This window comes from Pseudomonas neuropathica, assembly GCF_051174785.1.
GTDB classification, from domain to species: domain Bacteria; phylum Pseudomonadota; class Gammaproteobacteria; order Pseudomonadales; family Pseudomonadaceae; genus Aquipseudomonas; species Aquipseudomonas neuropathica_A.
The window spans coordinates 1,832,826-1,844,520 of sequence record NZ_CP195111.1; the positions used below are offsets into that span (position 1 = coordinate 1,832,826).

General features: G+C 58.2%; 11 protein-coding genes and 1 pseudogene. 4 read left to right on the forward strand and 8 right to left on the reverse strand.

Annotation, left to right across the window (positions count from 1 at the left end):
• Positions 1–78 precede the first annotated feature (78 nt).
• Positions 79–1,434: a GntP family permease gene (locus ACRRSD_RS08335; RefSeq protein ID WP_038362591.1), complete on the reverse strand. Its 1,356-nt coding sequence runs from the start codon at positions 1,432–1,434 to the stop codon at positions 79–81.
• A gap of 82 nt (positions 1,435–1,516) precedes the next feature.
• The gene (locus tag ACRRSD_RS08340; RefSeq protein WP_435037772.1) at positions 1,517–2,050 is read right to left on the reverse strand and encodes a gluconokinase; all 534 of its coding nucleotides are present in this window, start codon (positions 2,048–2,050) and stop codon (positions 1,517–1,519) included.
• Between the two features lie 216 nt (positions 2,051–2,266).
• Here ACRRSD_RS08340 and ACRRSD_RS08345 point away from each other — a divergent pair, with 216 nt between their 5' ends.
• The gene (locus ACRRSD_RS08345) at positions 2,267–3,298 is read left to right on the forward strand and encodes a LacI family DNA-binding transcriptional regulator (RefSeq protein WP_371043182.1); all 1,032 of its coding nucleotides are present in this window, start codon (positions 2,267–2,269) and stop codon (positions 3,296–3,298) included.
• A gap of 128 nt (positions 3,299–3,426) precedes the next feature.
• Here ACRRSD_RS08345 and ACRRSD_RS08350 read toward each other — a convergent pair whose 3' ends face one another.
• On the reverse strand, positions 3,427–4,302 hold the full coding sequence (locus ACRRSD_RS08350) for a LysR family transcriptional regulator (protein ID WP_435037773.1): 876 nt from the start codon (positions 4,300–4,302) through the stop codon (positions 3,427–3,429).
• Between the two features lie 122 nt (positions 4,303–4,424).
• Between ACRRSD_RS08350 and ACRRSD_RS08355 the strand changes: the two genes are divergently transcribed.
• From ACRRSD_RS08355 to ACRRSD_RS08365, 3 genes are all read left to right on the forward strand, one after another.
• Positions 4,425–4,865, forward strand: a complete 441-nt coding sequence (locus ACRRSD_RS08355; protein WP_034153370.1) for a PACE efflux transporter — start codon at positions 4,425–4,427, stop codon at positions 4,863–4,865.
• A 125-nt stretch (positions 4,866–4,990) separates the two neighbouring features.
• A complete protein-coding gene (locus tag ACRRSD_RS08360; RefSeq protein WP_435037774.1) occupies positions 4,991–6,415 on the forward strand; it encodes an MFS transporter in 1,425 nt (474 codons plus the stop codon).
• A 155-nt stretch (positions 6,416–6,570) separates the two neighbouring features.
• On the forward strand, positions 6,571–7,116 hold the full coding sequence (locus ACRRSD_RS08365; protein ID WP_435037775.1) for a hypothetical protein: 546 nt from the start codon (positions 6,571–6,573) through the stop codon (positions 7,114–7,116).
• 135 nt (positions 7,117–7,251) lie between these two features.
• On the opposite strand, the gene ACRRSD_RS08370 is transcribed toward ACRRSD_RS08365, so the two are convergent.
• The 5 genes and pseudogenes from ACRRSD_RS08370 to ACRRSD_RS08390 form a co-directional block, all read right to left on the reverse strand.
• A complete protein-coding gene (locus tag ACRRSD_RS08370; protein WP_409373139.1) occupies positions 7,252–7,791 on the reverse strand; it encodes a methyl-accepting chemotaxis protein in 540 nt (179 codons plus the stop codon).
• A 3-nt stretch (positions 7,792–7,794) separates the two neighbouring features.
• Positions 7,795–8,571, reverse strand: a pseudogene (locus tag ACRRSD_RS08375) (PAS domain-containing protein); the annotation flags it as partial.
• Between the two features lie 566 nt (positions 8,572–9,137).
• On the reverse strand, positions 9,138–10,151 hold the full coding sequence (locus ACRRSD_RS08380) for an ABC transporter substrate-binding protein (protein WP_435037776.1): 1,014 nt from the start codon (positions 10,149–10,151) through the stop codon (positions 9,138–9,140).
• Complete coding sequence (locus ACRRSD_RS08385; RefSeq protein WP_435037777.1) at positions 10,148–10,675, reverse strand: sigma-70 family RNA polymerase sigma factor; 528 nt, start codon at positions 10,673–10,675, stop codon at positions 10,148–10,150. The genes ACRRSD_RS08380 and ACRRSD_RS08385 overlap by 4 nt, the downstream gene beginning before the upstream one ends.
• A 196-nt stretch (positions 10,676–10,871) precedes the next feature.
• Positions 10,872–11,663: a phosphate/phosphite/phosphonate ABC transporter substrate-binding protein gene (locus ACRRSD_RS08390; RefSeq protein ID WP_435037778.1), complete on the reverse strand. Its 792-nt coding sequence runs from the start codon at positions 11,661–11,663 to the stop codon at positions 10,872–10,874.
• Positions 11,664–11,695: the final 32 nt, after the last annotated feature.

Below are 11,695 nucleotides of genomic sequence, written 5' to 3' on the forward strand. Positions count from 1 at the left end.
TTGGTTTTGGGTGAACCACGAAATCCACCCACAAAAAAACCGCATCGCTGCGGTTTTTTTGTGTCTGCGTGAAGTCGCTTAAACAAACAGCGACAACAGCAGGATAAAGCCCAAAGCAACGATGGACAGGATGGTTTCCATCGCCGTCCAGGTCTTGAACGTCTCGGCCACGGTCATGTTGAAGTATTGCTTCACCAACCAGAAACCGGCGTCGTTGACGTGCGACAGGATCAACGAACCGGCGCCGGTAGCGAGTACCAGCAACTCACGGTTAACACCCGGGATCATCCCCACCACCGGCACCACAATGCCCGCGCCAGTGATGGTAGCCACAGTTGCCGAACCGGTTGCGATACGGATCACCGCCGCCACCAGCCACGCCAGCAGGATCGGCGAGATCTGCGCGCTGACCGCCATATGGCCGATCACGTCGCCCACACCGCTGGTCACCAGCATCTGCTTGAAGCCACCGCCGGCACCGATGATCAGAATGATCGCGGCGGTTGGCGCCAGGCTCGCATCCAGCCACTTGAGCATCTGCTGAGAACCGATGCCCTGCTTGTGCCCGAAGGTGTACAGCGACAGCAGCAACGCCAGCAGCAACGCGGAGATCGGGTGACCGATCATGTCCATCCAGGTGCGGAAGAAATGACCGTCCGGCAGCGCCACGTCAGCGAAGGTTTTCAGCAGCATCAGGAACACCGGCAACAGCACAGTGATCAGGGTGATGCTGAAGCTCGGCAGCGTGGTCGAATCGTCATTTTCGCGGGCCAGTTGATCGACCAGTTCCTGATTCGGGTGACCCGGAATGTGCTTGGCGATGAACGTACCGAAGATTGGGCCGGCAATGATTGCCGTCGGCAGCGCAACGATCAGACCATAAAGAATGGTCTTGCCGATGTCCGCGCCGAACACGCCGATGGCCAGCAACGGGCCCGGGTGCGGCGGCACCAGACCATGCACGGCGGACAGACCGGCGAGCAGCGGAATACCGATCTTGATGATCGACACGCCGGTACGGCGCGCGACGATGAACACCAACGGAATCAGCAATACGAAACCGATTTCGAAGAACAGCGGGATGCCCACCAGGAAAGCGGCAAACATCATTGCCCACTGGACTTTGTCTTTACCGAACGCACGGATCAGGGTCTGGGCGATCTGATCCGCCCCGCCCGACTCGGCCATCATTTTGCCGAGCATGGTGCCCAGCGCGAGGATGATGCCGACGAAACCGAGCACGCCACCGAAGCCGTCCTGGAACGCTTTAATGATGGTGCCGATCGGCATGCCAGACGTCAGGCCGAGGAACGCGGCGGCGATGGTCAGGGAAATGAACGGGTGAATCTTGAATTTGGTGATCAGGATAATCAGGCCGATTACCGTGACCACTGCATCGAGCAGCAGGAACGTCTCATGGGACATGCCAAACATTGGGGGTGTCTCCTGGATTGTTGTTGTTATTAAAGCGGGTTAAACAGAAGTCGGGAGGACAGCGCTATCTCTTTCAACACACTCATACCGCCTGTTTCAGACCGTTATCCAGCCACCAGACGTGAGCCTGGGACGCCAGTTCTTCAACGCTGTGGACCGAAGCATTCAGGGCCAGAGTCAGCGGCTCGCCTACCGGCGATTCGAGGGTGGCAAACTGGCTTTCGATCAACGTTGCCGGCATGAAGTGGCCCGGACGATGGGACACACGTTCAGCGGCAACTTCAGGGGTCAATTCAAGAAACACGAAGCCCAGGCCCGGCAAGGCGCTGCGCAACACTTCGCGATAACTGTGTTTAAGGGCCGAGCAGGTCAGCACCGGGCGTTTGCCCGATGCATCGACGCGACGCAGTTCATCGCACAGGCTGTCGAGCCAGCCGGCACGGTCGTCGTCGTTCAGGGGGATCCCCGCGCTCATCTTTTCGATGTTCGCGGCCGGATGGAAAGTATCGCCTTCAATGGCAGTGGCGCCGCTCAATTGGCACAGGGCCTCGCTGACGCACGTCTTGCCGCAACCGGCAACGCCCATGATGACCAGGGCGGTGATGGGATGACTCATATAACACCTCAGCGCGCAGACAGCGCTACCTTTGCTAGCTATGACTCTAGTGCACAGGCAGAAGTTGCCGACGCCTTCTTGTCGTTTTTTTGGGTTGCAGCAGGTTTGTTCCCAACACCAAAAAGCGAAGATCAGGCAGGACCTCGCTTACGCATTTACAGCTGCATCAGGACAGCGCTACCTTAGTGCCTTGATTTTTGTTTGGCAAGCCGCCCGATGACCTCCCCTAAAAACGATAAAAACACGCGCACCACCGGCCGTCCCACCCTCAATGAAGTTGCCCGCCTGGCCGGTGTCAGCCCGATTACCGCCTCCCGCGCCTTGCGCGGTGTCAGCACCGTCGCCACCGAACTGGTGGAAAAGGTCCAGAAAGCTGCCCTCGAACTCAACTACGTAGTGAACCCGGCCGCCCGCGCTTTAGCCTCGGCGCAAAGCCATTCGGTCGTCGTATTAGTGCCTTCGCTGTCCAACCTTTTGTTTATCGATACGCTGGAAGCCATTCATCGGGTGCTCACGCCCAAAGGCTTCGAAGTGCTGATCGGCAACTTCCACTACTCGCGCGATGAAGAAGAAAACCTGCTGCGCAACTACATGGCCTATCAGCCGCGCGGTTTCTTGTTGACCGGGTTTGACCGCACGGAAAGTTCGCGGCGGATGATCGAGGCGAGCAACATTCCCTGCGTGTACATGATGGAACTGGACAGCGCCGCCGGGGTGAACTGCGTCGGTTTCTCGCAGCTCAGTGCCGGTGAAACCGCGGCCGAGCATTTGCTCTCCCGTGGACGCAAGCGTCTGGCTTACATTGGCGCGCAGCTCGATCAGCGCACGTTGTTGCGCGGTGAAGGTTTCCGCAAAGCGCTGCAGAAGGCCGGGCGTTATGACCCGGATCTGGAAGTGCTGACGCCGCGTTCTTCATCGGTGGGCTTGGGCGGGGAACTGTTTATGCAATTACTCGCGGCGCATCCGGATGTTGATGCAATCTTCTTTGGTAACGACGATTTGGCGCAAGGTGCATTGCTGGAAGCGCTGCGTCACGGCATCAAGATTCCTGAGCAGGTGGCGATCCTCGGTTTCAACGACTTGCCGATGTCCGAGCACATGGTGCCGCGCCTGAGCAGCATCAACACCCCGCGTGAAGCGATTGGCCGGCGGGCGGCGGAGCAGATGCTGACGTTGATGGCCGGTAACAGCGTGGCGCGCCCGGTGGAGGACATGGGCTTTGAACTGAAGATCCGCGAAAGCACCTGACCTCCCGTTGAAACACAATTCCTGTGGGAGCGAGCCTGCTCGCGAAAGCGCTGTGTCAGATAAGCATGTGCCGACTGACACGACGCTTTCGCGAGCAGGCTCGCTCCCACATTGGATCTCCACAATCGCTAGTGGCTGAGCAGGTCAACTAGGGCCAGTGCGCCTTTCTGCAGTGGTTGGCTCTTGAGCCACACCGCATGCACCGGCATCACCAGACCATTTTCGATATTGCGAAAATTCAGCCGTTTCAATCGCCCGGACTCGATCCGCGACTGCACCACCGACAACGGAAAATTACCCCAGCCCAATCCCGCCTCGACCATTTCCATCGCCGTCTCAAGGCTGTCGGTGCGCCAATACGACTCTGCCACCAACGGCCGCGTTTCACTGATCGGCAAGTCACGACTGGCGACGATGATCTGCCGCACATGTACCAGATCTTCCAGAAACAGGTCCTGCTGCCCCTGCAACAGCGGACTGTCAGCCGCCAGCGTAGCGATCATCCGTTCGCTGCCGACAAACTGAAAACGCTCCAGTACATTCATGCTCAGCCCGGCGAACGCCAGGCACACGCTGACCCGGCCACTGTGCAGCATCGCCAGCACGTCATCCTGCGGTGCGGTCAGCACTTCGATATCGAGCAGCGGATGACGCTCGGCGATCACCTTGATCGCCGCCAGCAAACGGCGCCGGTCGATGTCCGCGACCACGCCGATCGACAACTTGCTCTCCAGGCCCAACGACAGTTCTACCGCGTGCACTTGCAGTTGTTTGAGCTGCTCGGCAATCAGCCGCGCATGGGGCACCAGCGACAGCGCCATCGGCGTCGGTTGCGGTTCGCGATGGCTGCGGTCGAAGAGCAGATAACCCAGTTCGGCCTCAAGGTTGCCAATGCTCATGCTGACGGCGGAAGGCACCCGACCTAATGCGCGAGCCGCTGCTGAAAACGAGCCGCGTTCAATTACCGCAAGAAACAGCTCGATGCTGTCGCTGTTGAAATTCACTTCACACACCTATCAATAGAACTGAAAGTAGCTGACTTTTTCTGTCAGCCCCATTGAAGCTATCTTTCGCCATCTTCGCCAGTCCAACTGGCCAGCAAACGGCAAGAAAGAGGCAAATCCCCATGCAAGGCGTCAAACGCAAACTGGTCTATGTGTCGCTCTACGAAGTGATCGGCATGACTTTCTCCGCCCTCGGCCTGGCATTGTTGTCCGGCACCTCACCGGGCAGCACCGGGCCGCTCGCGGTGATCATCACCACCATCGCCGTGACCTGGAACTTCATTTACACCTCGTTGTTCGAGCACTGGGAAAGCCGCCAGCAGTCGCGCACCCGCACGGTGAAACGACGGATCGCTCACGCCGTCGGCTTTCAACTGACGCTGATCGTGTTCCTGATTCCGTTGATCGCGTGGTGGATGAACATCAGTCTGGTACAAGCCTTCCTGCTGGATCTGGCGTTGATCATTTTCATCCCGTGCTACACGTTTGCCTTCAACTGGCTGTTCGACCGGATCTTCGGCTTGCCGGCCTCGGCGCTACCGGATTCGGCGGCTGCGGCATAAATCGTTAAATCGTAAACAGATATTGCGAGAAATCAGCTGTTTACCCGGATAAACCGCCGATATTCACAATCCGCTAACTCCGATAGCAGGCTAAGCTTTTCCATCAATAAAAAATGGATCAGCCCATGACTGCACACGCCCCCGCCGCCGCGCACAGCGACGGCATCGACCCGATACACGCCGCCCAAGTGTCCGCCCGCATCGATCGCCTTCCAGCGGTCGCGACGATCTGGCGGCTGGTGGCGCTGCTGTCGATCGGTGGTTTTTTCGAACTCTACGACCTGTTCCAGACCGCTTACATCAGCCCTGGGCTGATTCGCGATGGCATCTTTGCCACCGGCAATCAGGGTGTGTTCGGTTTCTCTGATCAAGCGGCATTTGCCTCGGCAACATTCCTCGGCCTGTTCCTCGGCGCCAGCCTGCTCAGCCCGTTGGCCGATCGTTTCGGGCGCCGCGCGATCTTCACCTTCGCGCTGGTCTGGTACACGCTGGCGACAGTGTTGATGGGGATTCAGAGTTCGGCGCTGGGCATCATCTGCATGCGCTTTCTGGTCGGCATTGGCCTCGGTATCGAGTTGGTGACCATCGACGCCTACCTCTCGGAACTGGTGCCCAAACGCATGCGCAGCTCGGCCTTTGCCTTTGCGTTTTTCATACAGTTCCTCTCGGTGCCGGCGGTGGCGTTGATGTCGTGGTGGCTGGTGCCGCAAGCGCCGTTCGGTGTGTCCGGCTGGCGCTGGGTGGTGTTGGCCAGCGCAGTGTTTGCGCTGTTTATCTGGTGGCTGCGCAAGCGTCTGCCGGAATCGCCGCGCTGGCTCGCGCAGCATGGCCGCTTTGATCAGGCCAACCGGATTCTCGACGCTATCGAAGCCCGTTGTGAAAAGGATCACGGTAAACCGCTGGACGCACCCGAAGCCGTTCCGGTCGATGTCGAAGGCAAGGGCCGCTTCGCCGATATCTGGCAGCCGCCGTATCGCCGTCGCGCATTGATGCTGATCGTTTTCCACATCTTCCAGGCCATCGGTTTCTTCGGTTTCGGCAACTGGCTGCCGGCGCTGCTGTCCGGTCAGGGCGTCAGCGTTACCCATAGTTTGATGTACGCGTTCATCATCACCCTCGCCTACCCGCTCGGGCCGTTGCTGTTCGTGAAATTCGCCAACCGCTTCGAAAACAAGTGGCAGATCGTCGGCTCAGCCCTCGGCGCGATGACCTTCGGCACCTTGTTCGCCTTGCAGACCAGCGCCTTCGGGCTGATCTTCTGCGGGGTGATGATCACCTTCTGCAACGCCTGGCTGAGCTTCAGTTATCACTCGTACCAGAGCGAACTGTTCCCGACCAACATCCGCGCGCGCGCTGTGGGTTTCTGTTATTCGTTCAGTCGCTTGTCGACGGTGTTCAGCAGCTTGCTGATCGGTCTGTTTCTCGACAACTTCGGCACACCGGGCGTTCTGGCGTTTATCGTCAGCAGCATGCTGATCGTGATGCTGACCATCGGCTGGTTCGGCCCGCGTACGCGCAATCTGGCGCTAGAGAACATTGCCCATCGCTGAGGCTGGCAACGGTCATCCCCTGCCGCTTATCGGCAAGGGATGACCGCCGCGAACACCTGACTGACGAACAACTTGTTGAAATAACAGAATTTATTCAGAAGGCACGGTAATTGCTCCGCTACGCGAGTCAGCAATTACCTACAGGTCCACACATCATGTTGATCAGTGCCAAACAACAGCAAATCATTCATCTGCCAAAAGCGCTGAATGACGATGCGACATCCACCGCTGCGGCCGGTCTGCAAGGTGGCCTGCACGGCGCCATGCTGCAAACCCTGCAAAACCAGACCCAGGCGCAAACCGCCGAAGCCACCGCCAAGGTGCAGGACTCGGCTACGCAAGTCGCCACCCAGCAAGTCAGCGAAGCCACGCGCATCAGCGACAACGTCGACGAAGCCTTCGCCAAGACCCGCGTCAACCTGCAAGCCACCGATGCCACCACGGCCTCGGCAAAATCCGCCACCGATGAATTCAAGGACTACATGAGCAAGACGCCGGAACAGCGTCTGCGCGACAGTATTCTGCAGTCGATGGGGCTGACCGAAGATGACATCAACGCCATGCCGCCGGAGAAACAACTGGCCGTCGGCAAGGAGATCGCCGAGCGCTTGCAGGACAAGATGAAATTGGCGCAGGCGGAGAAGGACAACGATGTGAAGGACAGTGACAAGCAGGCGGACAAGTTTCTCGCTGCGCTTTGATCTCCAGGTCGCCTGAAATCAAATGTGGGAGCGAGCTTGCTCGCGAAGGCGCTGTATCAGTGAAATTTCCACCGACTGACACATCGCTTTCGCGAGCAAGCTCGCTCCCACATTAATCGTATCCAACAATAGGAATCAGTTCAGTTGCAGAGTCTCATTGAACTGACTGATCGCATCCACCACATGCCGCGATCCCTGCTGAATCTCCAGAATCACCTCCCCGGCCTCATTCGCCAGCTCAACCCCGAGCCCGGTGCGGCTCAGGCTCGACTGCATGCTCGACACCGCACTCAGCGACAGGTCATGGTTCTTGCGCACCACCTCGACAATCTCCAGCGTCGCCTGACTGGTTCGTGCGGCGAGGCTACGCACTTCATCCGCGACTACCGCAAAGCCCCGTCCATGTTCACCGGCGCGCGCCGCTTCGATGGCAGCATTGAGCGCTAGCAAGTTGGTCTGATCGGCAATGCCGCGAATGGTCTGAACGATGGTGCCGATGATGTCCGACTGTTTGCTCACCGCATCGATACTGGACGCGGCTTCGTTGAGGTCGCGGGAAATGTCCTGAATGATCTGCACCGTTTGCTGCACGACTTGTGAGCCTTTTTGCGCGCAGGCGTCGTTTTGTACCGAGGTGCTGTGGGCCGATTCGGCAGCGTTCTGCAAGGTGGTCATTTGATGGGTGATGTCGCTGGCGAACTTGACCACTTTGTACAGGCGGCCCTTGGCGTCGAACAACGGGTTATACGAGGCTTCCAGATAGACCATGTGCCCGGACTTGTTCTTGCGCTCGAAACGATGTGAGTGATATTCGCCGCGGTTGAGCGAAGCCCAGAATGCCTTGTACTGCGAGGATTCCGCTTCGCTGCGATGGCAGAACATGCTGTGGTGATGGCCGACGATTTCGTTGAGCGAGTACTGCATGGTCTTCAGGAAGTTGTCGTTGGCGGTAATGACATTGCCTTCCGGGGTGAACTCGATCACCGCCATCGAGCGACCAATCGCGGCCAGCATGCTTTCTTCTTCGTGCTCCTTGTTGATCCGCGCAGTGATGTCCGCCGCCACTTTGATCACGCTTTGAACCTGTTTGTCCGGGCCATACACCGGCATGTAACTGGCTTCGAGCCAGACTTCCCTGCCGGCCTTGTTCAAACGCAAAAAAGTGCCGCTGATTGGTTCACCGCGAGCCAAATCACGCCACAATTTGGCGTACTCCTCGCTGCGGTAAAAAGCCTCTTCACAAAACACCCGATGATGTTTGCCACGCACTTCATCGGCGCTGTAGCCCATGGTCTTGCAGAAGTTTTCATTGACATCGATAACGATGCCGTCAGGGCTGAACTCGATCATTGCCATCGAACGGCTGATGGCGGCCAACTTGGCGTTGGCCTCGGTCAGGGCGCAGCTGAAGCGCTCGATCTGCTGCAGGTCAGCCTTGTGATGTAGGTTGAACATGGTTGTATCACCTTCCGCGCGGACTTTTGATTTGATGAAAGTTCAGTTCTTTCACGATCCACCACTACGTTCCACAGAACAGGCACACGCATTCCTCCACGGGAGGAAGTTGTCAGGTGATAAATGATGATCAATCGGAGCGTCCATGCAGCGATGCTCTAATCAAGACATCCTTCTCTTGATAGCCCGCACGCGGGCCAGCCCTAACGCGTTGAAGAACTTCCATGTAAGCGACGCTCCTTGTTGGTTCAGTGTCGGTGCCTTGGGTTGCGCACTCTGGCAGCATGAATTCACGGACCAACTCTGCGCATCCGCCATTTTTTGACATGACGGTCGACATAGTTAGTTACGGGAAGCATAGCCAGTGCAAAGACCTGCGCAAGGCCACTAGTCGGCCAGTATCTGGCACTTTTTGCACAAGAAACGGTTCAGCGCGGGGAGAATTGTTGCCGGTGCGGACGCTTTCGCGAGCAAGCTCGCTCCCACATTGGAATGCGTTTCTCCTGTGGGAGCGAGCTTGCTCGCGAAGGCGCCATAAGAAGCGCTACAAAAACGACAGAAACGACTTACAGACTTCCAGTCACCTTGGTCGCCACATCCGCGGGCACCCAAGGCTTCCAGACCTGCGGCTGATCGCGCAAGAACGCCTGCGCCACCACTCTCGGCTGCAAACGTCTTTCGCTCATCCCGGCCAAGGTCTGGTTCAACAGATCAATCGGCAGATCGACCTTTTCAAAAAACGTCACCAACTCCGGATACTGCGCCTTGAACGGCGCCGATACGCCAATCGCCAGGCTCGCCGGCATCGATCGGGTGCCTTTGGGATTCGGGTTATTGGCATCGGCCAGGGTTTTCCAGGCCTCGGCATCGAACGGCGGCTCTTCCAGTTTGACCAGTTTGAATCGGCCGAGCAGCGGCGTCGGTGACCAGTAATAGAACAGCACCGGCTTGCCACGCTTGATCGACGATGCCACCTCGGCATCCAGCGCCGCGCCCGAGCCGGTACGGAAATTCACGAAGCTGTCGTTCAGCGCGTAGGCCTTGAGCTTCTGGCTGTTGACGATTTCCGAAGTCCAACCGGTCGGACTGTTGAGGAAGCGCCCGCGCGACGGGTCTTCCGGGTCACGGAACACGTCTTTGTAGCGTGGCAGGTCCGCCACTGATTTCAACTCCGGCGCCAACGCTTTGATCCCGCGCTCGGGGTCGCCCTTGATCACATACTCCGGCACCCACCAGCCTTCGGTCGCGCCTTTGACCGTATCGCCCAAGCCGAATACCTTGCCCTCGGCGGACGCTTTGACCCAGGCCGGACTGCGCCCGGCCCATTCTTCGCCGATCACCTGGATATCGTTTTTCGCCAGTGCGGCCTCAAGGCTGACCGTGCTGCCGGGCAAGGTGTCGGTCGGGTAGCCGTAGCCTTTTTCAACGATCAGGCGCAGCACTTCGGTGATGAAACTACCGCTCTCCCAAGTGATGTCGCCGAAGTGGATCGGCGTGGTTTTTTCCGCCGCCGAAACAGCGCCGACACTCAGGCTCAACGCCAGCAGCGAAGTGCCGAGCAGGGTTTTGATTGATCTCATGCGGACCTCTTGTCTTGCAGGAATTGATTGGCGCTGTGGCGATCGCACAGCGCTTGGGAACGGCTCATGTAAACGCTGACCGAGCGCTGGGAGATGCCCAGTTCGGCGGCGATTTGCGGGTAAGTCAGGCCATCGACACGGGCGAGCAGAAACGTCGTGCGGACCTTGTCGGGCAGGCGCTGCAAGCTGTGATCGAGGCGATTGAGGGTTTGCGATAGCTGGACGATTTCTTCGGCCGATGCGGCGTAATCGACGTCGATCTGCTGGCGATAACCGCGCTCCAGATCTGCGCGTCGCCAGCGCTGGTAAAGCAGGCGTTGGGCGATGGTCGTCAATAAGGCGCGAGGTTCGCGGATGGCTCTTAGCGCCGGGGCTTCGAGCAATTGCGCAAAGGTCTCAGCAGCGATGTCTTCGCTGCCGGCCGCGTCGTGCAGATGACCGCGCAGATAGGCACAGAGCCAGCGATAGTGGGCGCGAAACAGACTGTCCACGGTATGACGATGGGAAAGCTCGGCGCCGGACATAGGGGCTCCTGGGTTAGGGGTCGCTGAATGTCCGGTGTTCCGGTGGCGCGATCGTAGCAGGGCGCCTTATTCTTTAATAATATTTAAATTTCATTTTTATATTCTATTTTCGAATATAAAAGCTAAAGATCGCAGCCTTCGGCAGCTCCTACAGATGTACGCATTCCATGTAGGAGTTGCCGAAGGCTGCGATCTTTTACCGTAAGTAGCTATAGCCCCATTCTTCAGCCTCACGCTGATAGTCGAGCAGGATCTGATAATCGCTTTCGCTGGCAGCAAGCACCTCAGGTAAACCCAAGGTCTGTGCGACATCAGGTAGTTCACGCAGGGTTTCATTCATCACTTGGCGCAATGCCTCAACCTGCTCATCCGTAGCGCTGCCAATGGTAATAAACGGCAAGGTCGGACTCAGGGCGCTGCGCGCAATCACTCGCAAAGCGCTGACCTCTTCCGGCGCATGTTGCGCCAGATACGCATAGGTGACGCTGTCAATAGCGGCCAGATCGCCAAGGTTTTCCCGCAACCAGCGCAGGCTCTCGCGATGGCCGCCGCTGATGCCGACCGAGGCGAAGAATCGTCCGTCCTGATTCAGCGGCGCCAAGCGCTGACGCAGCAGGTTCATGCCACTGTTGGAGTCGTCACTGTTGATCACCCCACGACTGTCGCGGAACTCCGCCAAGGTTTTGCGTGGGTCATCAACTCGGCTAAGGATCAGACTGCAATGATTGCCGGCGCTGGCGTCGGGGAGTTCGTAGCGAGGGCGTCCGACGATGCGCACCTGCCCGCGCAATGCGGTCATCAGCGGATAGCCGCAGGTTTGCGTGAGCAGCAGATCCGGTGACAACCAGAGTTCGGGCAATGACAGGCCTTCAGCACTCAGGCGAGTGTGGCCAAGTTGCTCGAGGATGCGCGCAATCCAGCGTTCACTGGCCGCGCGGATTGGCTCGGGGGCGACGTACATCAAGAGTTCGGTGTGGTGTTGAGCCATATACATATTTTCCGAGTTACAAATATCCAATG